Source organism: Alteromonas sp. ABH4_452, assembly GCF_056311825.1.
Genome location: NZ_CM149973.1, coordinates 2,730,934 through 2,754,641 on the forward strand (window position 1 = coordinate 2,730,934; position 23,708 = coordinate 2,754,641).

Sequence of the window (23,708 nt, forward strand, 5' to 3'; positions counted from 1 at the left end):
TCCTGAATATTTTCGCTATTTCTGGCAACCGAACGTTTATGTGCATCGTCAAATAAATTACCTAAGATGTTGTTTTTCATAGTTGATATGTCATCCCTAGGTAATATTGTGTGCCAAAGTACTGAATAGTGCCGGTTTGCTCTTCTGATGCGAAATAGCTTTTGGTTGGCTCATCCGTTAGATTGTTTACTTGGAACAGAACGCTCCAATTATCGTTAATTTCATAAGACGCTTGGTAATCAATGACCAGTTCGTCATCAAAGTTAACAACTTGATCGTTAACCGCTACTTGCTGAGATACGAAGGCATCGCGATAGCGACTAGACAGGCGGGTTTCAAACCCTTCGTATTCCCAGAAAACGGTTAATGTGGCTACATTTTCAGAAAGCCCTGGTAAATTAGCGGCGTAAACGCCATCGCCGAGGGTGCGCTGAATTTCACTTTCCGTATAAGAGTAGCTTGCGCTAACCCCTAAACCTGACCATAGCCCAGGTAACATGCTGTAAATTTGCGTGTAGGCGACTTCTAGTCCTCTAATGTAGCCACCTTCTGCGTTATTTACCGCAGTGCTATAGCTACCATTTTCTGTAGGCACTGTCACAAAGATAGGATCGCCGTTTTCATCCCTTGCTAGTTCGGCTTCTTGCCCGGTAAATTCTGGGGTTAAATAGACTGGAACACTTACGTTGTCTGGAATGACTATACCGTTTGCTTCAAAGTCATAAGGTTCTATTTCAATGTCTTCTACAAACGACTCGATGTCTTTGTAAAAGCCCGCCACAACCAAAGCCCCTTCTGTATCTGAGAAGTAATATTCCCATGACACATCGTACTGTGTTGCGTAAAACGGTTCTAGGTATGGACTATTGCGGGCATTACCACTGACTCTCGCTGTTGGGTTTGAAAGCGTGATTTCGCCTGAGTCTCTGTCTTGGAACGCAGTAACTGTTTCAATAGTGGTAGACGCATTCGCAGCAAAACGGTTAATTGGCGCTCTCCCCATTACTTTTGCTGCTGCTACTCGAAGCTGAGTATCATCAGTAAGTTTAAAGTTCAGGTTAATAGAGGGCAGTACATCTGAATACTCGTGGCTAATTAACGCTGGACGATAAAAATTATTGATGAGCCCTACGTCATCTGTAATGTTTTGCGCGCCTGCTGTTGGGTCGCTTACCTCAACTGACGTACCCGTTTCCAAGTCTTGAATAAGCTGAGTAGCACGCTGCAGTGTAGTTGAGCTTTGCTTGCTTTTAACGTATCTAACACCGACATTACCTGTAACAGGAATACTGCCAATTTCAGTGTTAATATTTGCCATTAAGTAAGCCGAGTTTACGGTTTCAAATACATCACCGCTTTCTTGTAGTGTCCACGCTGTAGCGGGGCCTGTTCCTGGGCCATTAATAACGCCCGCAGCTCCAGGCCCCCATGTTTGAACAGGCACCGGCCTACCTTCTGGGAACCAGGCATTAAGTGCACTGTTTAAATCGACTGATAAATAGCTTGGGAAATATCCAAAGTCACCGCTCCAATCAACTTGTTCAACCATGTCTGACGTTAAACGAAGTGGCGGTTCACTAACTGAAAAGGCACTGTCATTACCGTATTCAAAGACAGAGCGATCGTTGTTGTATTCCCGATCTGAATAACGATAGCCAAATTCAAGACCAGAAATGATGGGTACGTCTACGTAATACTGGAAGTCGACACGGTATGCATCTAGCTCATCTTTGTTTTCAAATGGATAGATACCGTACTTGCTCACCATGACCCGGTCTAAATCGGTAAAGGCATCGGTTTGGTTAAAACCAATATCAGGCAGATTTAACCCGTTCAATAAATAAGATATTTGAACGTTTTCATCAAACACTGGGTTCGCAACTGTCGCATCTTCGCCTAAAAGCGACCATAACAAGCCGTTTCTAAAGTCACTTTCAGCACTTGAGCGAGATACGTCAAACTGAACCGATAAATCTGGAGATATTTCCCAGCTAGCATTAACACCTAAGTTAGTAACACTGTCGAAGTCTTGATTGTCGTCGTTTACCAGTTCAACTCGGGTGAAGCTATTGTCTGTACGAGAAAAAGTACCGCCAACGACGCTGTTGTTAACTACAACCGGGTTAGTAATACCCGCGTTAATACCGCCTAACTTAACGCGAAATCCCCGAGCAAATGCTTCAGAATCAAATTTTGAAATGAAGGCATCAGCTTTTAAGGTGAACGTATCGATAGGCGCCCATTCAAACGCCGCTACGTAGCCATCGCGCGTTTCTTCACCGCCTTTGTGCTGCATCTCAAAACCTTCTGAGATTAGCTCACAGTTTGGACAATCTGCCGGGCCATCGGTATCCCCTTCCAGGCCATCAACATCTACCTGACCGTTATAAGCTAACCCGATGAACTGCGTAGAAACGCTTGGCTGGAATAGACGAGCATAGCCCAATGATACACCCAGGGTGTCGTCTAGGAACTTACCTTGATAAGAGAAGCTCAGTCTATGACCGTATTCCGTAGCATCGCTTATTTCGGAGGCTCTATCGTTATACATACCACGCATGTTGGCGCTAAACTTATGCTGCTCTTCAATGGCAAGTGGTGATGCTGTTTTTAGTTCTACCGTACCCGCAATACCGCCTTCAATTAGCGATGCCTTGGGAGATTTATAAACCGCAGCCTCGCTAATAAGCTCAGACGGATATTGGTCAAATTCAATAGCGCGACTTCCGCTCGTGGATACCTGCTCCCTACCGTTTAACGTAGAAAAAACAAAGTCGCCTGATAAACCGCGAATATTGATTTGCGCTGCTTGTCCGCCGGTACGCACTGCCGAGATACCCGGCAAGCGGGTCAGAGCATCGGCCATAGATACGTCGGGAAGCCCGCCAAGGTCATCTGCAGATATTTGCTCAGAAACCGTGTCAGAGAAACGCTTTTGATTTAGTGATTGAATTAAGCTGGTACTGAAACCACGTACTTCGATACGCTCTAAGGTATCTTCTTGCGGTCGTTCAACTTCATCTACGGGTGAGTCTGGTGATTCTTGAGCATAGAGCGGCTGCGCACTAAACGAGACCCCACTAGTGATCAAGGCCGCCATTATAGTGCTGGGTTTGAATGTATTCATTGGTGTCCCATCCTTGTTTATTATCGACATTTTTAGGAATACCACACCCAAAAATGCCTCTTATGGTTCAACACCAAATACTACTGGTTTGTATAAAAAGGGAGCAATGCTATGCATACGTATTCATTTACATATGCGCAACATAAATTTAATGAATCATGATTTTTTGGCAATTTAGTTAACACTTTATTATCAGAAATAAAAAAGCGGCCATATGGCCGCTTTATAGAATGCGCGTTTATTTACCTCGCTAATGCGTTAAAAATACGCTAAATAATATAGAAAATCTTCGAATAACCTACTTCATTGAACGCTTGTACTTCGCAACCATCCCATTTATGTAATCGTCATGTGAAGGCAATTTAGCAATAGGCTCTCTTTTAAGTTCTAGCAGCTTTGTTAACATTTGATTTAATTGTGCATCGGGTACGCTATTTACTAAGCCATGGTAATCCTTTGGCATTACACCCTGCCCGTATAAAACTTGAAGCCAAGAACTTTCAAGGAAAAGATCGTTTTGCTCCCTTTGAAGAACACCATTTTCTTTAAAAAGTTCAATCTTATGGGCTAAAGAGTCAGGCAGCGTGATGTTGCGCATATCGTTGAAGAAGGCGCTGTCCGTTCTTTCATTTACTACATAGTGTAATACCAAAAAGTCTCTGATTTGTTCGAATTCGAGTTCTGATTGTTTGTTGTATTCGACAATTAGGCTCTTTGTCACACCATTGTGCGGAAATAGCTGAATTAAACGCACAATTGCTGATTGAATAAGATGAATGCTAGTTGATTCAAGAGGCTCTAGAAATCCGCTTGATAGGCCTACCGCCACCACGTTTTTATACCATTGCTTTCGCCTTCTACCGGTTGTAAATTTTATCAGCTTTGGATCGCCCAGCGGTTTCGTATCTAGGTTTGATAATAAAGTGTCACAGGCTTGGTCATCACTTATATAGCGAGAGCTATAAACGTGACCGTTACCATTTCTATGTTGTAATGGAATTCGCCACTGCCACCCTGCATCGTGTGCTATGGAGCGCGTGTACGGTGCGGTGTGTTCGTGCCTTTCTGACGGAACAGCCAGCGCACTGTCACAGGGTAATAAGTGAGACCAGTCGTCATAGCCCGCCCCTAAAGCACCTTCAATCAACAAGCCTTTAAAACCGGTGCAATCTATAAATAAATCGCCATCAATGACTTCTCCACTTTCCAGGTGCAGCGCTTGTATATATCCGCTGTCATTACAACGTTGTACTCTTGAGATCTTACCCTCTACACGCACTACGCCCATTTGTTCACTTAGCTTTCGCAAATACTGCGCATACAGACTGGCGTCAAAATGGTATGCAAACGGAAGTTCTAAAACGGGATCTTTTGCATTAATTTGGGCGAATTTTCCCGCTTCAGCAGCGAGATAATTAAGATCATAATCCCACAAATCGTTTTTTAAACCTTGTTGGCGAGCCTTCACCCAATAGTGATGGAAATGACAAAATGCCATGCTTCTGCCAGGCGCTCCAAAGGTGTGGTAGTAACTTTCTCCTCTAGTCTTCCAGTTCTCAAAACGAATGGCGAGTTTAACCGTAGCTTTAGTGTCGTGAATGAACTGAGCTTCGTCTATACCCAATACTTGATTTACGAGTCGAATTGGAGGAATGGTTGCTTCCCCAACACCAACCGTTCCTATGGCTTCAGATTCAACAAGCGTAATTTGAATAGCTTGTCCAAGCAGCTTCTTCAAAAGTGAAGCAGCTAACCAACCGGCGGTACCGCCTCCTGCTATTACGACGCGATTTATAGGTTTTGTATGAGGGGTAAGCATAAACGTCTCGAATTTATCAGCTACTATTAACGATTTTTCTTTATACAAAAAAAGAAAAGCCACCGTTTGCTTTCTTTTAGCATAAGCTAAAACAAAAAGCAGCAGGTGGCTTTACACACACGAAGTGATTAGAACTTGTAGTTAAAACCTAACAAGTAGTTTGTTCCGTAAGTCTGGAACTGTGTAATTTGGCGACCGTCAGCAGCAGATGCTTGAATGTCGTCCTCGTCAGTCAAGTTCTGTGCTTGAAGCGTTACACGCAAACCTTCTAGATAATCGATACCAGATTCACCGAAGTCATAACCAATCTGCGCATCAACAAGCGTTCCACCTTGCTTAGTTGCATCAACTAACGCAAGACTTAAACCGCGCTCTTCTGTCAAGTATTGATCGCGCTTCGTTGCCGCTAAACGGAACTCGAAACCGTTGCTTTCGTAGAAGAAAGTCATGCTGTAAGACTCTTCTGAAAGGCCTGGAATTCTTGTTTCACTTTGACCCGGCGCTGCATCAACTTCACCGTCCATGAAGGTAGCACTTGCAAATAAGCCAAAACCTTCTAGCGATTCATGTACAAGGTCGAATGGTAGCGAGCCCTGTAATTCGTAGCCACGTACAAAGCCTTCAAAACCGTCTAGCACACTGCCTACTTGTCCTTCGAACAACACAGGCGCTTGGCCTTCAGAACCTTGATGAAGGTCTGGAATATAGAAGTCAGTAAAGTCAGCAACTAGTGATGTACTGCGGTGCCAGTTTTTAATATCTTTATAGAAGAAAGATACTGCAACGTAACCGGTATCAGCGAAATAGTTTTCATAAGCCAAATCAAACTGGTTCGCTTCAAGAGGACGAAGCTCCGGGTTACCAGCACTACCACTCCAAGGACCGTTTTCAATGTCTGTACTTTCAATTTGGTTATCGTTGAATGAGAAGGTCACCTGTGTATTCGGGCGCATATCGTCCATACGCGGACGAGAAATGACTTTACTTAAGCCTAGGCGTACAAACTGTCCTTCTGCAACTTCAGCCGATAGATTCAAAGTTGGAAGCACATCTGTGTAGTCAGCACCGCCGCTAATTGGATTAGCAATAGTGTAACCGTCGGTATCTGATGTAGTTGAGAAACCTGTAGACTGCTGGTCTGCGTTTACAACTTGAACACCTACATTACCGCGTACCCAGATATCACCGAACTCCATTTCCAAATCTAATTTGGTGTAAAGCGTAATGAGTTCTTCGTCTACCGTATAGGTATCACCTAGGCGATCATTTTGAACACGGCTGGCATCACTTTCGATGTAATATCCGCTTTCATATAAGCCTAACGAGTCATACGCTAAAATGCCTTCGATACCGATGAAATCTAGATTTGTTACACCTAATACATCTGGAATTGCTGCATCGCTTGGATATGTAGGAGCCGTTAAATAAGCACCGTTGTTATCTTTAGATTTTGAACGGTCAGAATAAACAACACCTGCCGAAAGACCTGTAACCACACCCCAATCTACATAACCTTTAAGGTCGAAGCGCAATGTATCAAGCTCTTCTTCGAAAACAGGTTGGTTTACGAAGCCGTCTTGACCATCAGACTCTAATAGAGGTGGTGCACCCCATGCTTGTGGACCGGCTAATGTGATAAGTGCTGGGTCAGTTAAGTCAACTGGCGCAATAGTTGGGTGGTCTGAAAACATAACACCGGTAGAGGTCATTTCCCAACTGCGAGCAGTAAGAGGGCGACCTTCTGTGCCTGCACGACCAACACCTGAGTAACTTTCTACGTCAATGATTTCTTTTTCTACTTTACCTGTAGAGTAATCAACTTCCAGTGTCCAAGAATCATTAATTTGGTACTCAGCGTTGATACCTACAGTGGTTAGATCAGCTTCCTGTCGGCGAGCATCGTTTCGCACAACACTGTAGAAACCGTCAGAGTATCCACTGGTAACAAGACCGTCTTCAACACCAGTGATGGTATAAGCACTTGTACCCCACTCTGCACCACCTTCTTCAAGACCACGACGAACGTCGTCTTCAACGAAATCGATGTAAAGCGCATCAAGTTGAATATTTAACTTATCTGTCGGTGCCCACTCAACAACAGCTGCAAAAGAATCACGTTCTAGCATGGCAGAACGTTGGAAAGAGTCATGTCCACCAAGTACAACTGTATCTTCTGGTACTTCTACAGGGTCAAGAGCACGGCGCTCATTGTCAAAATTAATACCGGCATAACCCCAACCGCGGAACTGTTGCTCTTGACGCGGCGATTCCATTGTTGCAACCGTTAATGCTAAACCAATTGTATCGTCTGCGAATTGGTCAACAAAGTTTACAGAGACGCGGTGTCCATCATTATCAAAATCTGGATTCGGAGAATCTTCAGCGTTCTTCTCGAATGTACCGTTTACGGTAAAGGTGCTTTCTGCTGTAAGAGGCTTAACGGTTTGAAGGTCAATAGAACCGCCGATGTTTTGCGTGGTCATGCCTGCTTCAGGTGTTTTGTATACCAGAATATTTGAAATAATTTCCGTAGGATAAAGGTCAAACTCAACCCCACGGTTGTCACCCATACCCAAAAGCTCACGGCCGTTTAAAGACGTTCCAACGTAATTTTCGTTAAAGCCACGGACCGAGATACCACTTGTACGACCGTTGCGACGCTCACCAGTAACACCTGGTAGACGTGCAATTGATTCTGCAATACTTGTGTCAGGAAGTTTACCGATATCCTCAGCTGAAAGCGCTTCAACAATAGACGTGTTGTCCATTTTAATTGCTTGAGCACGTTGTAAGCTGCCGCGTATACCGCTTACTTGAATAACTTCTAGATTAGCTTCATCAACAGCATCTGTGTTTGCTTCTTGAGCTAGTGCAGGTGCACTACCAAACGCCATACCGCCTGAAATAAGCGCAGCTTTTATTAGGTTGGGTTTAAATTGTTTCATAAAACGGGTGTCCCATACGGTTATAGTTGTTGTCTTTTTGTTGTTCTTATGACAAATAAATGACAATACATCTCACGGGGACAATGCTATAGATGCCCTAGGTTTTGCACAATTGCCTGCATACGTATTCAATAAAATTTATGCAACACAGTTTTAACAAGTCACTAGGAAATAGTGATGTAATTTTACAACATATACCGTACTCAACCGTCCGTATGTAAATTTTTTATGAAATTAAATTTCATGCATACTGCGTATTTATGCTTAAAAAAAGAGATGCAAGCGGGGTCGATGCTAAGTTTAATAAAGTATAGAAAGGAAATTGAACGCGTGAATTCGTAGCTTATAGTATTAGCCAAATCATAAAAAAACTTATTTTACAGTTTCGTGTAAAGGGCAGAAATGCTCAAACAAGAAAGCCCCGTAAAAACGAGGCTTTCTAGAGGTAGTAGCTAATAACGGCCTACAAATTTTTAATCAACACCGAATCCACATTTCTCTGCGGCTTGCTTATAAGCTGAGGCAAAGTCTTTCCCCATTTGTATAAAACTTTCACTGGTATAGTGCCAAGGATCATCGTCATATGAGTAAGTGTCAGAATTAGACATGTAAGTAGCGCAACTGTCTGACGCAATAAAAAGCTGCTGCGCTAAATGCACCCTTTCTATGTAAGGCATAATATCTTCTTCGCCCATTTCGGAATCGGTGATTTTGCCAATAACCACAGGCAAATCATCTTCCCTAAGTGCAGCACGGAACAAGTTCATCATAGTTGTTAAATTGGTAAGGTATGCATTGGCTGACGCTTCGCTTGCGTGTGCATCAGCTTCACCTTGCATCCAAATAATACCCATAGGTTTTAACGTGTCTGACTTGCCATCGCCATTGATATCACTAACCGCGTAGGCGTTTTTAATAGTCTCTAGTGCAAAATCGTACTGGTTAAGACCTCTGCCTTCAGTAAAATTCGGGTACCAGTTACTGTAACCTGTGTTAAGCGCAAGGCCAGTTCCCCCTACCGCATACTTTATAATGGCAATTTTTTTGTTTGGGTATTGCTGCTGTATTACGTTTGCAAAGGTTAATTCAGCTCCGAATCGCTCTGAAAGCGTATTGATTTTGCCATCCGTTTTAAAACCTGTACCGTGGCCTGGTTGAAGTTTATCCCACTTCCCTACACCGCCGTTGTCTTGATTGTCGAAAACCCCATTTCCATGAAAAATCATCACGTCTTGTTCTTTTGCTAAATCTTTTGGCAGTTCAGAAATGTAACCATAGCCGTCCATATTGGATTGCCCTGCCATAAAAAAAGTCAGGTATTCATCAGCTATAGCTGAGCATGACAACAAGGAAGCGAAACAAGCTAACGCAGTTTTTTTCATAAGAAATATCTTCATGTTATTTGGTTGGTAGAAATAGAGTACTTATAAACGGAACCTTAACAAGGTGAATACGTTTGCAAGCAATTTAAAGCAACGCTCGTTTTAATCCAGGTATAAAAAAGCCCGCTTAAAGCGGGCTTTCAAACATATTAATAAGCGTTAGCTTACCAACCTGTAGTTTCGCGAAGCGCCTTGCCGATTTCAGCAAGTGAACGTACAGTCTTAACGCCTGCGTCTTCTAGTGCTTTAAATTTCTCATCAGCTGTACCTTTACCGCCTGCGATGATTGCACCAGCGTGACCCATACGCTTGCCCGGAGGAGCAGTAACACCAGCAATGTAAGAAACAACTGGCTTAGTTACGTTCTCTTTAATGAACGCAGCCGCTTCTTCTTCTGCAGTACCACCGATCTCACCGATCATTACGATAGCTTCAGTTTGTGGGTCGTCTTGGAACATCTGAAGGATGTCGATGAAGTTAGAACCAGGAATTGGGTCACCACCGATACCAACACAAGTAGACTGGCCGAAACCTTCGTCAGTAGTTTGCTTAACCGCTTCGTACGTAAGTGTACCAGAGCGAGAAACAATACCTACTTTACCAGGCTTGTGGATGTGACCAGGCATGATACCAATTTTACACTCTCCAGGAGTGATTACACCTGGGCAGTTTGGACCAATCATGCGAACGCCTTTGGCTTCAACGTACTCTTTAACGTAAAGCATATCTAGCGTTGGGATACCTTCAGTGATACATACGATTAGCTCGATACCCGCGTCTGCAGCTTCAACAATTGAATCTTTACAGAATGGTGCTGGTACGTAGATAACTGTCGCAGTTGCGCCAGTAGCTTCTACAGCTTCACGTACAGTATTAAATACTGGAAGACCTAGGTGCTCAGTACCGCCTTTGCCTGGTGTTACACCACCAACCATTTGCGTACCGTAAGCAATTGCTTGCTCAGAGTGGAAAGTACCCTGACCGCCAGTGAAACCCTGACAAATTACTTTAGTATCTTTATTAATTAATACAGACATTATTTGCCCTCCGCTGCAGCAACAACTTTCTGCGCTGCATCAGTTAGCGATTCAGCAGCAATGATATCTAGACCAGAGTTTGCTAGAACGTCACGGCCAAGCTCTGCATTGGTACCTTCAAGACGTACAACTACTGGTACTTCTACGCCAACTTCTTTAACCGCACCGATAATACCTTCTGCAATCATGTCACAGCGTACGATACCACCGAAGATGTTAACCAATACCGCTTTAACATTGTCATCAGAAAGGATGATTTTAAATGCTTCAGCTACACGCTCTTTAGTCGCGCCGCCACCAACATCTAGGAAGTTAGCTGGCTTGCCGCCGTGTAGGTTTACGATGTCCATTGTACCCATTGCAAGGCCAGCACCGTTAACCATACAACCTACGTTACCGTCTAGCGCAACATAGTTAAGTTCCCACTGAGCAGCGTGAGCTTCACGCGCGTCTTCTTGTGAAGGATCTTGCATGTCTTTCAGCTTAGGCTGACGATATAGCGCGTTACCATCGATACCTACTTTCGCGTCTAGGCAGTGTAGGTTACCGTCAGTTTTGATAACTAGCGGGTTGATTTCGATAAGCGCAACGTCAAGCTCTTCAAACATCTTAGCTAGGCCAAGGAAGATTTGAGTGAATTGCTTAATTTGAACGCCAGAAAGACCAAGAGCAAACGCCATTTCGCGTGCTTGGTAAGGCTGAGGACCTACAATTGGGTCGATTTCAGCTTTAAGGATTTTCTCTGGCGTTTCTTCTGCAACAGTTTCAATCTCAACGCCACCTTCAGTAGATGCCATAAACACAACGCGACGGGTTGTACGGTCAACTACTGCACCAAGGTAAAGCTCGTTTGCGATATCTGTGCAAGATTCAACTAGGATTTTGCTCACAGGCTGACCGTTTTCGTCAGTCTGGAAAGTCACCAAATTTTTGCCAAGCCAGTTTTCAGCGAAAGCGCGAATGTCGTCTTTGTTTTTAACTAGCTTTACACCGCCAGCTTTACCGCGACCGCCCGCGTGTACCTGACACTTAACTACCCACTCTTCACCGCCGATGCGGTCAGCGGCTTCTACAGCACCTTGAGCAGTGTCTGCTGCGTATCCTTCAGAAACAGGCAAGCCGTATTCTTTGAATAGCTGCTTACCTTGGTATTCATGCAAATTCATGGTGTTTCTATCCGATTTTTAGTAAGACAAAAGCCGCATATGCGACTTGATTAGTTTGACTGATATTATAGGGCAAATATCAGCGTTGCGTTAGGCGCCAAGCTAGCATACACAAGCTAAACGCCTAACCACAATTCCGTGAGACGAAAGTCTTATACGTCTAGAAGTAGACGTGTTGGATCTTCAAGCATCTCTTTAACGGTTACCAAGAACCCTACTGATTCTTTACCATCGATAATACGGTGGTCATAAGAAAGCGCTAGGTACATCATTGGTAGAATTTCTACTTTACCATTAACAGCCATTGGGCGGTCTTGGATTTTGTGCATACCAAGAATTGCGCTTTGTGGCGGGTTAATGATTGGTGTAGACATTAGTGAACCAAACACACCACCGTTGGTAATTGTGAAGTTACCACCTTGTAGTTCAGCCAATGACAGCTTACCGTCACGACCTTTAAGTGCTAGTTCTTTAATTCCTTTTTCAACACCAGCCATGCCTAGTGTATCAGTATCTTTAAGTACGGGAGTCACAAGGCCGCGTGGTGTAGAAACAGCAATAGATACGTCGAAGTAGTTGTGATAAACAATGTCATCACCGTCGATAGACGCGTTAACTTCAGGGAAACGTTTAAGTGCTTCAGTTACCGCTTTCACGTAGAAAGACATGAAGCCAAGACGAATGCCGTGACGCTTCTCGAAGCTTTCTTGATACTGTTTACGAAGGTCCATAATTGGCTTCATGTTTACTTCGTTAAACGTTGTAAGCATTGCCGTTGAGTTCTTCGCTTCAAGAAGGCGGTTAGCAATCGTCTTACGAAGACGCGTCATAGGAACACGCTTCTCGGTACGGTTGCCTGTTGGCAGTTCGGCTGGAGCAGACTCAGCAGCAGGTGCAGCCTTCGCAGAGCTATCGCCTCCTTTAAGGTACTTTTCTACGTCTTCTTTTGTGATACGGCCATTTTTACCTGTGCCTTTCACTTTCGCTGCGTCTACGCCTTTTTCAGCAAGTAGACGGCGTACTGACGGGCTAAGCGCATCGCTGCTCTCGCCGTCTTCGCTATCGTCGCTTTCGCTTGATGCTGGTGTAGAAGCGCCGCTTGCAGCACCTTCTACAAATTTAGCAATAACTTCTTCAGCTGTAACAGTCGCGCCTTCTTCTGCGATGATTTCAGCAAGTGAACCGTCTGCAGGAGCAACGACTTCAAGTACAACTTTGTCAGTCTCGATATCAACCAAGTTTTGGTCGCGAGAAACGGCTTCACCTACAGCTACGTGCCATGTAGCGATAGTAGCGTCAGCAACTGACTCAGGAAGTACTGGCACTTTAACATCTGAAGTTTTACCAGATGCAGCCGGTGCTGATTCAGACTTAGACTCTTCTTTAGATTCACTGTCAGCTTTCGGCTCAGAAGAAGCAGCAGCGCCACCCTTCTCTAGTTTAGCAATCACTTGCTCGCCTAAAACTGTTGCACCCTCTTCGTTTAGGATCTCACCAATTGTACCGTCCGCTGGCGCCACAACTTCTAAAACTACTTTATCAGTTTCAATATCAACCAGGTTCTGGTCTCGTTTAACTGCGTCACCGGCCTTTACGTGCCAGGTTGCAATGGTGGCATCGGCAACTGACTCAGGTAGAACCGGAACTTTTATCTCAATTGTCATTACTGTTCCTTATTTAATTGTGAGTGCGTTTTCAACCAGGGCTTTCTGTTGCTGGTTGTGAACGGATACATAACCTACTGCAGGTGACGAGGATGCATCACGACCTGCATATGTTAATTTTGCACCATCTGGAATGGCTTGCCAGAAATGGTGTTGGCTACAGTACCAAGCGCCTTGGTTTTGAGGCTCTTCTTGACACCAAACCCAATCTTTTACATGGCTGTATTGTGCCACAACTTTAGCGCATTCTTCTTGTGGGAATGGGTAAAGTTGCTCCAAACGAACGATTGCGACGTCTGTTTGCTCATTTTTACGGCGTTGGTCTAACAAATCGTAGTAAACCTTACCTGAACACATAACAACGCGCTTGACGTTCTTAGGATCGATATCGTCAATTTCACCAATGACGTTATGGAATTTACCTTCCGCAAGTTCTTCTAACGAAGATACAGCCATTGGATGACGTAATAGTGACTTAGGCGACATCACGATAAGTGGCTTACGCATTGGGCGAACAACCTGGCGACGAAGCATGTTATATACCTGCGCTGGAGTTGAAGGTACACATACCTGCCAGTTGTGATCGGCACACATCTGTAAGAAACGTTCTAAACGTGCAGAGCTATGCTCTGGGCCTTGGCCCTCATACCCATGTGGAAGCAATACTGTTAAACCGCACAGACGGCCCCACTTAGCTTCACCTGAACTTAAGAATTGGTCGAATACAACCTGCGCACCGTTTGCGAAGTCACCGAATTGTGCTTCCCAAATGGTTAGGCACGTCGGCTCTGCAGTGGCATAACCATATTCAAATGCCATTACCGCTTCTTCAGACAGTACAGAATCGTAAATTTCGATCTCGCCCTGTCCTTCGCGAATATGCTGTAGAGGCATATATGTCGACGCATCTTTCTGATTGTGCAGTACCGCATGGCGGTGGAAGAAAGTACCACGACCTGAGTCCTGACCAGTAATGCGAATGTCTTCGCCTGCGTCAACGATTGTGGCATAAGCTAAGTTTTCTGCCATACCCCAATCAAGCTTTTTCTCTCCAGCTACCATGGCTTTACGGTCTTGGTAAAGCTTGTTAACACGAGACTGAAGCTTGTGATCTTCAGGGATAGTGGTAATTGATTCACCTAACTCTTTAAGCTTTTCAACCGAAAGTGCACCGTCGTATGGTGTATCCCAGTCGTGGCCTAGGTATGGAGACCAGTCTACACTATGCTCAGTCATTGGACGCCACTCTTCAACCACGCATGCGCCGTGATCTAGCGCTTCGCGATATTCTTCAAGGTAGCGATCAGCGTCCCGTTGCTCAATTACACCTTCAGCAATTAGCTGGTCTGCATAAAGAACACGTGGAACCGGGTGCTTTTTAATTTTCTGGTACATCAACGGCTGCGTGGCGTTTGGCTCATCCGCTTCGTTGTGGCCATGACGACGGTAACAAACTAGGTCAATTACAACGTCTTTCTTAAATTTGTTGCGGTATTCAAGCGCAAGCTGTGTAACAAAGGCAACCGCTTCTGGGTCATCAGAGTTCACGTGGAAAATTGGCGCCTGTACCATCTTGGCGATGTCAGTACAATATTGAGTTGAACGGGTATCTTCAGTTTTTGATGTGGTGAAACCAACTTGGTTGTTCACTACAATACGAACGGTACCACCTACTGCAAAGCCGCGCGTTTGCGACATGTTGAAGGTTTCTTGTACCACACCCTGACCAGCAATTGCTGAGTCGCCGTGAATAGTAATAGGAAGTACAGTGTTAGTGTCGTTATCGCGACGAGCTAGACGAGCGCGTACTGACCCCATTACTACAGGATTAACGATTTCTAAGTGAGACGGGTTAAATGCTAGCGCTAAGTGAACATTGCCACCTGGCGTTGCGAAATCTGAAGAAAAACCCGCGTGATATTTAACGTCACCCGCACCTAGCGAGTCATCGTGCTTACCAGAGAATTCATCAAACAGAACAGAAGGGTTTTTACCCAACACGTTAACCAGCACGTTCAAACGACCACGGTGAGCCATGCCGATAACCACTTCTTTGGTACCTGCTGTGCCCGCCTTGGTGATGAGACCTTTAAGCATAGGAATAAGTGCGTCACCACCTTCTAATGAGAAACGCTTGGCACCCGGGAATTTAGAGCCTAGGTATTTTTCCATGCCATCTGCTGCGGTTAGACCTTTAAGAATGCCTAATTTTTCATCGCGAGAGATTTCTGGTTTGGCTTGAACTGATTCAATCTTTTGCTGTAACCAACGCTTCTGTTCTGTATCGGTGATGTGCATATATTCCGCACCGATAGAACCACAGTATGTGCGATTAAGTGATTTAAACAGCTCACCTAGCGGCATAGACTCCTTACCAATAGCGTAAGAGCCAACGTTAAATACTGAGTCGAAATCTTTTTCGGAAAGACTGTGGTGAGAAAGTTCTAAATCGCGAACGCGCTCTTGCTGCCAAAGACCAAGTGGGTCTAGATTAGCGTGCTGATGACCGCGGAAGCGGAATGCGTTAATTAACTGAAGAACTTTAACTTGCCTATCGTCTGAAACATTTGCCGAAGGCACAGACGGGCTAGACATGCGGGCTGTGGGCCCTAACGCAGCAAGTTGCCTAAATTGATTTTTGATAGTTGTATGATTGGTTTCTAACTCTACGCCATCGACTTTGGGGAGGTTATCGAAGATTTGTCGCCAATTTTCAGAGACGCTTTGAGGGTCTTCTAAATAGGTTTCATACAACTCTTCAACATAGGCAGCGTTGGCACCTGCCATGTGCGAGGAATCCCACCACGCTTTCATCACGCTTTCTTGCATTTAATTTGCCTTGCTACGTTTTATAAAATCTAGTTAACAATCAATATGTATTATAAGGTTATTCTCAGCATAACCAAGTGTTATAACAGCGAATATATAAAAAAATAGCCACCCTTTTGGGATGGCTATTTAGAGCATCACTTTCTGTAACTAAAAGTAGTTATCAGAATATAGTACTAAACAGCCCGTTGTAAAAGCATAGACTTGATTTGGCCTATTGCTTTTGTTGGGTTTAAGCCTTTAGGACATACACTCACACAGTTCATGATACCGTGACAGCGGAATACGCTGAATGCATCATCAAGATCGTTAAGACGTTCTTCAGTTGCAGTATCGCGACTATCAATAAGGAAGCGATAAGCGTGAAGTAGACCCGCAGGACCAATAAACTTGTCTGGGTTCCACCAAAACGATGGGCATGACGTTGAACAACATGCACAAAGAATACACTCGTATAGACCATCAAGCTTCGCACGTTCTTCAGGCGACTGTAAGTGCTCGCGCGCTGGCGGCTGCTTGCTATCGTTGATTAAGAACGGCTTAATCTTTTCGTACTGTGTATAGAACTGTGTCATATCAACAACGAGGTCACGTACTACCGGTAGACCTGGAAGTGGACGAACTACTATTTTACCTTTGCCCAGTGCAGATAGAGGAGTAATACATGCTAGGCCATTTTTGCCGTTCATGTTTACACCGTCTGAACCACATACACCTTCACGGCACGAACGACGGAAAGAAAGCGTCGGATCCTGCTCTTTTAGTGCAAGTAGCGCGTCTAGCACCATCATGTCTTGACCTTCCTCTACTTCTAGAGTGTAGTCTTGCATGCGAGGCTTCGCATCTACTTCAGGGTTGTAACGATAAATCGAAAAAGTTAATTGCATGATCGTTGCCTCTCTTAATATGAACGCACTTTAGGCGGGAATGCTTCCCTAAGCTTAGGCGCCATATTCACTTCACGTTTAAGCATTTTATCAGTGTTCGGATCGTAGATGCTGTGGCATAACCAGTTGTCATCATCACGTTCCGGGAAGTCGAAGCGGCTGTGAGCACCACGGCTTTCCGTTCTGAAGTTCGCTGCTACTGCTGTGCTGTACGCAGTTTCCATTAGGTTATCAAGCTCTAAACATTCAATACGTTGAGTGTTGAAGTCTGAACTCTTGTCGTCAAGGCGCGCGTGCTTAAGGCGCTCGCGAATTTCGCTAAGTTCCTTAAGACCTTCCGCCATGGCTTCACCTTCACGGAATACTGAGAAGTTAAGCTGCATGCATTCTTGCAAGTCTTTCTTAATTTGAACAGGGTCTTCGCCCTTTCCTTTCTCTGAATTTTCCCAACGATTGAAACGTGTCATAGAGGCTTCAAGATCAGACTCAGACGCGTCGCGTGTTGGTGCCATTTCAGATAATGTCTTACCAAGATGTAGGCCAGTCGCACGACCGAATACAACAAGGTCAAGTAGTGAGTTACCGCCAAGGCGGTTTGCACCGTGTACAGATACACATGCAATTTCACCACATGCGAATAGACCGTTAACTACCTTATCATTACCGTTTTCATCAACGGTTAGACATTGGCCATCAACGTTAGTAGGAATACCACCCATCATGTAGTGACAAGTAGGAATTACTGGAATTGGTTCTTTAACTGGATCAACGTGTGCAAATGTACGCGATAATTCAAGAATACCTGGTAGACGAGATTCAAGAACGTCTTTACCAAGGTGGTCAAGCTTAAGCTTAATGTGAGTACCCCACGGGCCTTCACAACCACGACCTTCACGAATTTCAGTCATCATTGAACGTGCAACAACGTCACGACCCGCTAGGTCTTTCGCGTTAGGTGCATAACGTTCCATGAAGCGTTCGCCGTCTTTATTTAGAAGGTAACCACCTTCACCACGACAACCTTCTGTTACCAATGTACCTGCGCCAGCAATACCCGTTGGGTGGAACTGCCACATTTCCATATCTTGAACCGCTACACCCGCGCGTAGCGCCATACCAACACCGTCACCGGTATTGATGTGCGCGTTTGTCGTTGATGCGTAGATACGACCCGCACCACCAGTTGCAAGCACAACTGCGCGAGACTTAAAGTAAACTACTTCGCCAGTTTCAATGTCGATTGCTGTACAACCTACAACGTCACCGTCTTGGTTTTTCACTAAATCTAGTGCATACCATTCAGAGAAAACTTTTGTTTTATTCTTTACGTTTTGTTGATAAAGAAGGTGAAGTAGTGCGTGACCTGTACGGTCCGCCGCAGCTGCCGTACGAGCGCCCTGCTCGCCACCAAAGTTTCTTGACTGACCGCCGAAAGGACGCTGGTATATCTTACCATTCTCGAAGCGAGAAAAAGGTAAGCCCATATTCTCCATTTCGATAATAGCTTCTGGACCAGTTTTACACATGTACTCGATGGCGTCTTGGTCACCAATATAATCTGACCCCTTTACGGTGTCATACATGTGCCATTCCCAGTTATCTTCGTGTGAATTACCTAGTGCTACGGTAATACCACCCTGTGCAGACACAGTATGAGAACGGGTTGGAAATACTTTAGACAACAGTGCGCATGATTTACCAGATTCTGAAATCTGTAGTGCTGCGCGCATACCTGCACCGCCTGCACCAATTACAACTGCATCAAACTCGTGAACGGGTAAACTCATTTTACACTCCCCACAGTACGAATAGGCCAACAGCTACATAGCCGAACGCGATGATATTTAGAATATATTGTAGTCCTGCGCGCAGACCTGTTGCTTTAACATAGTCTGTTAGCACCTGCCATAGGCCGATGCGCACGTGGATCATCACTGCTACTAGTGCTGCCAATGTGAAAACTTTCATGGCTAGGCCAGAGAATAACCCTCGCCATTCGACAAATGTTAGGTTATCGGTGGTTATAAAGAACCACGCCATGAAAACCGAGTACGCGAAAATAATTGCTGCTGTAGCGCGAAGTGAAACGTAGTCTTGTACGCCGTCACGCTTAATGCTTGCTTGGTTGGTTACCATAATGCAACTCCCAATACTACGGTCAGTACAACCCAAAGTGCGATTACTGCTTTAGCACTTGTGTTGCCCGACTCTAATTCTTCCCAGTGACCTAAATCCATAACAACGTGTCTTAGGCCGCCTAGAATGTGATACGTCAGCGCTGAGGCTGTGCCAATTGCGACAAATTTTCCAAGGAAACCGTCCATGATTGCTTGAACGTTCGCGAAACCTTCAGGCGAATGAACAGAAACTGCCCATGCCCAAATAACAAAAAGAAGCGCGAAGAACATTGCAACACCGGTTACACGGTGGAGAATTGACGAAATAGCAGAGGGCGGAAATTTAATAGTATTGAGTTCTAAATTTACTGGTCTTTGCTTTTTCACAATGTATGCCTGTTTAATCCGTAGGGGATAATGAATTTCTTACCTTTATTATGTCCTGAGTAAGTGAATTCGATTTTTAACCTGTTAATTGCCTCATCCACTGAGTTGTTAACAATTTGTGAATTATTCTTTAATGCCTGTAACAGAATAAATATTCTGTTTCCGAAGCACCGCTGAGTATATCCAGCGTAGTATATAATTACAATTTTTTGTGCCGTAGTAAGACTTTAGTCGCTATACGCACTTTTAGAATAATTATTTTGCTAAAAAAGAGATCAAAATTGAGCGCAACACGTTATAACGAGTGCAATTACAGTAAGTCGAAGTTTATCAGTAGCTAAATAGAATAACTATGCATATCAATAAGAAATTAAGCACTTTTAATCCGAATGCGTAATTATTCCTCATGAAAAGGTTACTTTTTAATCTAACCTGTTAATATATTTATTAATCGGTGGTTTACCTTTGTCGAAAACCAATTGATAATTGCACTGTATCGGGCAAAGTGATTTACCAACGAGTTAATTGAACGTTACTGAATTGCTAGTATTTTTTTAAGCAATTCAGAATATTTATTGTTCAAATATGCAATTAAATTGACTTGTTGGTGCATAATAAAGTACAAATACGCCCACTTTTCCCAACGAAGCGGATATTTTCGTCCGTTTTCGCTGCAAACAGAACCATTCTGAGGAGAGCATTTTATGGCAGATCAGAAAGCCATTCTCAAAGCCGGCGGTAAGGAAATCGAGCTTCCTATCTTGTCTGGCACCGAAGGACAAGATGTAATCGATGTCCGTACGTTAGGCCAACACGGTTATTTCACGTACGACCCAGGTTTTATGGCGACAGGATCTTGCGAGTCTTCAATTACCTACATTGATGGCGCTCAAGGTGTTTTATTACACCGCGGTTTCCCTATCGAAGAACTTGCACGTGACGCAGACTACCTAGAAGTTTGTCACATGCTTCTTCACGGTGATGCACCAACAAAAGAACAGTACGAAGAATTTAAAGAGACAATCACTCGTCACACCATGGTACATGAACAAATCAATATGTTCTTCCACGGTTTCCGCAACGACGCGCACCCTATGGCTATGCTATGCGGTACCGTTGGCGCTATGTCTTCGTTCTACCACAGTGATTTAGATGTTTCTAATGAAGAACAGCGCATTCGCAGCGCACACCGTCTAATCGCTAAGATGCCAACACTTGTTGCTATGTGCTACAAGTACAACATCGGTCAACCATTCGTTTACCCACGTAATGACCTTAGCTACGCAGCTAACTTCCTGAACATGATGTTTTCTGTTCCAGCAGAAGAATATCAAATCAGCCCAGCTGTTGAGCGCGCGATGGACCGTATCTTTACGCTTCACGCAGACCACGAACAGAATGCATCAACGTCTACCGTTCGTCTTGCTGGTTCTTCTGGCGCGAACCCATATGCTTGTATTTCTGCTGGTGTTGCTTCACTTTGGGGTCCTGCACACGGTGGTGCAAACGAAGCATGTCTAAACATGCTAGAAGAAATCGGCACAGTTGATCGTATCCCTGAGTTTATTGCACGCGCTAAAGACAAGAGCGATCCGTTCCGTCTTATGGGCTTTGGACACCGTGTTTATAAAAACCACGACCCTCGAGCAACGGTAATGCGTGAAAGCTGTCACGAAGTACTAAGCGAACTTAACGTTAAAGATCCACTACTAGAAGTAGCAATGGAACTTGAAAAGATTGCGTTAAGCGACCCTTACTTCGCAGAGAAGAAACTGTTCCCGAATGTAGATTTCTACTCAGGTATCGTTCTTAAGGCAATTGGTATTCCTACCAACATGTTTACGTGTATCTTCGCTCTGTCTCGTACAGTAGGCTGGATTTCACACTGGCATGAAATGATGAGCGACCCTAAACAGAAGATCGGTCGTCCTCGTCAGCTTTACACTGGCCACAGCCAGCGTAAGTACACGCCGATTAAGTAAAAGTTTAGGTTTCACTGAACTAAGTATTATGCTTAATAGTAAAAATAGCGCCTTTATGGCGCTATTTTTGTTTATACAACCACCGTCAAGGAACATCCATGCCCTATTCTGCGGTTTTTTTAGGTATCGCCGGTCTTATTCCTTTTGTAGCAATGCCACTAGCCTATCAGCTTAACTTGTTATCACTAACGCAAAGCGCCGTTTATTTTGTGCAGTACTCAGCTGTGCTGCTATCTTTCTTTGGAGGTATTCATTGGTGGGACGCAGTAAGTAACCAACGCTATGGCAAGCAAATGCTTACCGCAATGCTGCCAACCATTGTAGGATGGCTGTGTTTAGTATTCTCACATGATGTAAAAGTTTTTGGCGTATTGTCATTTAGCTACGTCGCAATATTAATCTATGACAAGTTCACGCTAAGCCTTCCTAAAGAACAGGTTGTCAGTTATATCAGTTTGCGTATGGGGTTAACTAGCGTTGTGGTTATCTGTCACGCCTGGATGATTTATTTGCTGGTATAATGGTAACTAAACTATCGCGAGCTGTAATGAGTTTGGTACCTTATTTGAGTACTATTTTATCACTAGTGCCAAACTAAATATCTGCATCATCGAAACGGTTTTATGACTATTGCCTAGCGCGAAAAAGTTACGCATAACCATCGCATGCCATTGATATAAAAATTAATTTATTTATAAACACGCAAAATCAAGAAAGGCGATAATATTGAATATTATCGCCTTTACTTACAAAGCTTTCTTAATTAAAAACAAAGACAGAATTGCTATTCAGCTCGAATAAGAGAAAGTAACTCTTCTGTTTTCTGTTCCATCAGAGCAATGTCGCCTTTACTCTCAACGTTCAGACGAATAACTGGTTCAGTGTTCGATTTACGCAAGTTGAAGCGCCATGTATCGAACTCTAATCCTAATCCGTCAGTCGTGTCGATAACGCTAGCGAGAGATTTATACTTACTGGTTACACGTTCAAGTGCCGCGTCAGCATCTTTAAGTTTACTGTTAATTTCGCCTGACGATGGAAACGCCTGAATACGTTCTTTTACCATACTTGCGAGCGTTTGTTGTTTCACGCATACTAATTCGGCAATTAATAGCCAAGGGATCATGCCTGAATCACAGTAGGCAAAATCTCTAAAGTAGTGATGCGCGCTCATTTCTCCGCCGTAAACGGCGTCTTCTTTACGCATACGCTCTTTAATAAACGCATGACCTGTTTTAGATTTAATCGGTGTACCGCCTGCATTCGCTACGATATCTTCTGTGTTCCAGTACACACGTGGGTCATAAATGATTTTGCTGTCGGTGTTTTTTTCAATGAATGCTTCGGCAAGCAAGCCAACAATGTAATACCCTTCAATAAATTCACCATCAGCGTCAAACAAGAAGCAACGATCGAAATCACCATCCCAGGCAATACCAAAGTCAGCACCCGACGCTTTAACAGCATCAGCCGTGTCTGCACGGTTTTCAGGTAAAAGCGGGTTAGGTATACCATTTGGAAAAGTACCATCTGCGTTGTGATGTACTTTTATAAATTCAATCGGTACACCCTGCACTTTCATCTCTTTCTCAATGGCGTCAAGCGCGGGGCCTGCTGCACCATTACCCGCGTTAACCACCACTTTTAACGGCGTGAAATTACTCAAGTTGACGTAAGAAAGCATGTGAGACACATAGTCAGACATACATGACTTAACCGCATATTTATCGGTTTCAGAAAGCTTGTTTTCTTTTACATGAGCCGTACCATTAAAAAACGCATCGGCATCAATTGATGTAGCCTCAGTGTAGTGTGCTAATCGCTCTGACACGAAGCTATCTTCTAACGCTTCCGCTTTCTCTTTTATCGCGTTAAGGCCTGTGTCGCCACTAATTGGAACAGAGCCTGACTTCACCAGTTTCATACCGTTGTAATTAATGGGGTTATGACTTGCCGTTACCTCAATACCACCATCAACGCCAAGGTGTTTAGTAGCGAAGTAAATTTCTTCGGTTCCTGCCATGCCAATATCAGTCACTGTCGCGCCAGCATCGATTAGACCCGCACTTAACGCTAATTTTAATGGTGTTGACGTAAGACGCACATCACTACCAACAACAACAGTTTTCGCATTTAATTCTTGCGCAAAAGCATAGCCAATTCGGTACGCTACATTTTCAGTTAACTGTGAATTCAATTCGCCACGAATATCGTACGCTTTAAAGCAGGTAATTGGGGTTGCCATTTAGATAGAAATTCCCTGTGTATTTATGATTACATTATCGTCTTTCACAACTAAAACGCGCATAACGCCCTTTTATTACCGTCGTAAAAGAGAGTTTAGACATACCGATATTAAATCATTA

At 44.1% G+C, this 23,708-nt stretch carries 15 protein-coding genes; 2 read left to right on the forward strand and 13 right to left on the reverse strand.

The genetic code is table 11. From position 1 onward, the window contains the following. Positions 1-76: 76 nt before the first annotated feature. From ACYX4N_RS11695 to sdhC, 12 genes are all read right to left on the reverse strand, one after another. Complete coding sequence (locus ACYX4N_RS11695; RefSeq protein ID WP_476054130.1) at positions 77-3,127, reverse strand: TonB-dependent receptor; 3,051 nt, start codon at positions 3,125-3,127, stop codon at positions 77-79. A 298-nt stretch (positions 3,128-3,425) separates the two neighbouring features. Further along, positions 3,426-4,946, reverse strand: a complete 1,521-nt coding sequence (locus tag ACYX4N_RS11700) for a tryptophan halogenase family protein (RefSeq protein ID WP_476056443.1) — start codon at positions 4,944-4,946, stop codon at positions 3,426-3,428. A gap of 128 nt (positions 4,947-5,074) precedes the next feature. Beyond that, positions 5,075-7,891, reverse strand: coding sequence for a TonB-dependent receptor (locus ACYX4N_RS11705; RefSeq protein WP_476054131.1), 2,817 nt, complete (start codon positions 7,889-7,891; stop codon positions 5,075-5,077). Between the two features lie 473 nt (positions 7,892-8,364). Then, the gene (locus ACYX4N_RS11710; RefSeq protein ID WP_476054132.1) at positions 8,365-9,273 is read right to left on the reverse strand and encodes a sialate O-acetylesterase; all 909 of its coding nucleotides are present in this window, start codon (positions 9,271-9,273) and stop codon (positions 8,365-8,367) included. Between the two features lie 164 nt (positions 9,274-9,437). Continuing rightward, positions 9,438-10,310, reverse strand: a complete 873-nt coding sequence (sucD, locus tag ACYX4N_RS11715) for a succinate--CoA ligase subunit alpha (protein ID WP_025255209.1) — start codon at positions 10,308-10,310, stop codon at positions 9,438-9,440. Continuing rightward, the gene (gene sucC / locus ACYX4N_RS11720) at positions 10,310-11,476 is read right to left on the reverse strand and encodes an ADP-forming succinate--CoA ligase subunit beta (RefSeq protein ID WP_025255208.1); all 1,167 of its coding nucleotides are present in this window, start codon (positions 11,474-11,476) and stop codon (positions 10,310-10,312) included. Before sucC ends, sucD begins: the two co-directional genes overlap by 1 nt. A gap of 152 nt (positions 11,477-11,628) precedes the next feature. Then, positions 11,629-13,140: a 2-oxoglutarate dehydrogenase complex dihydrolipoyllysine-residue succinyltransferase gene (gene odhB / locus ACYX4N_RS11725; protein ID WP_476054133.1), complete on the reverse strand. Its 1,512-nt coding sequence runs from the start codon at positions 13,138-13,140 to the stop codon at positions 11,629-11,631. A gap of 9 nt (positions 13,141-13,149) precedes the next feature. Further along, a complete protein-coding gene (locus ACYX4N_RS11730; protein WP_476054134.1) occupies positions 13,150-15,969 on the reverse strand; it encodes a 2-oxoglutarate dehydrogenase E1 component in 2,820 nt (939 codons plus the stop codon). A 176-nt stretch (positions 15,970-16,145) separates the two neighbouring features. Beyond that, positions 16,146-16,856, reverse strand: coding sequence for a succinate dehydrogenase iron-sulfur subunit (locus ACYX4N_RS11735; protein WP_012518362.1), 711 nt, complete (start codon positions 16,854-16,856; stop codon positions 16,146-16,148). Between the two features lie 14 nt (positions 16,857-16,870). Further along, positions 16,871-18,643, reverse strand: a complete 1,773-nt coding sequence (sdhA, locus tag ACYX4N_RS11740) for a succinate dehydrogenase flavoprotein subunit (protein WP_118494940.1) — start codon at positions 18,641-18,643, stop codon at positions 16,871-16,873. Between the two features lies 1 nt (position 18,644). Next, entirely contained in the window at positions 18,645-18,992 is a 348-nt protein-coding gene (sdhD, locus tag ACYX4N_RS11745; protein WP_269917142.1) for a succinate dehydrogenase, hydrophobic membrane anchor protein, read from the reverse strand. Further along, positions 18,986-19,360 (reverse strand): succinate dehydrogenase, cytochrome b556 subunit, encoded by a 375-nt coding sequence (gene sdhC / locus ACYX4N_RS11750; protein WP_071814724.1) that lies wholly within the window; start codon positions 19,358-19,360, stop codon positions 18,986-18,988. The genes sdhD and sdhC overlap by 7 nt, the downstream gene beginning before the upstream one ends. Before the next feature lie 704 nt (positions 19,361-20,064). On the opposite strand from sdhC, the gene ACYX4N_RS11755 reads away from it, so the two are divergent. Together ACYX4N_RS11755 and ACYX4N_RS11760 are read left to right on the forward strand one after the other, a co-directional pair. Further along, complete coding sequence (locus ACYX4N_RS11755; RefSeq protein ID WP_474806861.1) at positions 20,065-21,342, forward strand: citrate synthase; 1,278 nt, start codon at positions 20,065-20,067, stop codon at positions 21,340-21,342. Between the two features lie 98 nt (positions 21,343-21,440). After that, positions 21,441-21,863, forward strand: a complete 423-nt coding sequence (locus tag ACYX4N_RS11760; RefSeq protein WP_476054135.1) for a DUF3429 domain-containing protein — start codon at positions 21,441-21,443, stop codon at positions 21,861-21,863. Between the two features lie 263 nt (positions 21,864-22,126). Here the strand turns inward: ACYX4N_RS11760 and ACYX4N_RS11765 are convergent, their stop codons facing one another. Further along, complete coding sequence (locus tag ACYX4N_RS11765; RefSeq protein WP_474806864.1) at positions 22,127-23,587, reverse strand: phosphohexomutase domain-containing protein; 1,461 nt, start codon at positions 23,585-23,587, stop codon at positions 22,127-22,129. Positions 23,588-23,708 lie beyond the last annotated feature (121 nt).

Excerpts from the sequence above, each read along its gene's own strand:
- ACYX4N_RS11695 (WP_476054130.1), bottom strand. The coding sequence starts at position 3,127 with ATGAATACATTCAAACCCAGCACTATAATGGCGGCCTTGATCACTAGT.
- ACYX4N_RS11700 (WP_476056443.1), bottom strand. The coding sequence starts at position 4,946 with ATGCTTACCCCTCATACAAAACCTATAAATCGCGTCGTAATAGCAGGA.
- ACYX4N_RS11705 (WP_476054131.1), bottom strand. The coding sequence starts at position 7,891 with ATGAAACAATTTAAACCCAACCTAATAAAAGCTGCGCTTATTTCAGGC.
- ACYX4N_RS11710 (WP_476054132.1), bottom strand. The coding sequence starts at position 9,273 with ATGAAAAAAACTGCGTTAGCTTGTTTCGCTTCCTTGTTGTCATGCTCA.
- sucD (WP_025255209.1), bottom strand. The coding sequence starts at position 10,310 with ATGTCTGTATTAATTAATAAAGATACTAAAGTAATTTGTCAGGGTTTC.
- sucC (WP_025255208.1), bottom strand. The coding sequence starts at position 11,476 with ATGAATTTGCATGAATACCAAGGTAAGCAGCTATTCAAAGAATACGGC.
- odhB (WP_476054133.1), bottom strand. The coding sequence starts at position 13,140 with ATGACAATTGAGATAAAAGTTCCGGTTCTACCTGAGTCAGTTGCCGAT.
- ACYX4N_RS11730 (WP_476054134.1), bottom strand. The coding sequence starts at position 15,969 with ATGCAAGAAAGCGTGATGAAAGCGTGGTGGGATTCCTCGCACATGGCA.
- ACYX4N_RS11735 (WP_012518362.1), bottom strand. The coding sequence starts at position 16,856 with ATGCAATTAACTTTTTCGATTTATCGTTACAACCCTGAAGTAGATGCG.
- sdhA (WP_118494940.1), bottom strand. The coding sequence starts at position 18,643 with ATGAGTTTACCCGTTCACGAGTTTGATGCAGTTGTAATTGGTGCAGGC.
- sdhD (WP_269917142.1), bottom strand. The coding sequence starts at position 18,992 with ATGGTAACCAACCAAGCAAGCATTAAGCGTGACGGCGTACAAGACTAC.
- ACYX4N_RS11755 (WP_474806861.1), top strand. The coding sequence starts at position 20,065 with ATGGCAGATCAGAAAGCCATTCTCAAAGCCGGCGGTAAGGAAATCGAG.
- ACYX4N_RS11760 (WP_476054135.1), top strand. The coding sequence starts at position 21,441 with ATGCCCTATTCTGCGGTTTTTTTAGGTATCGCCGGTCTTATTCCTTTT.
- ACYX4N_RS11765 (WP_474806864.1), bottom strand. The coding sequence starts at position 23,587 with ATGGCAACCCCAATTACCTGCTTTAAAGCGTACGATATTCGTGGCGAA.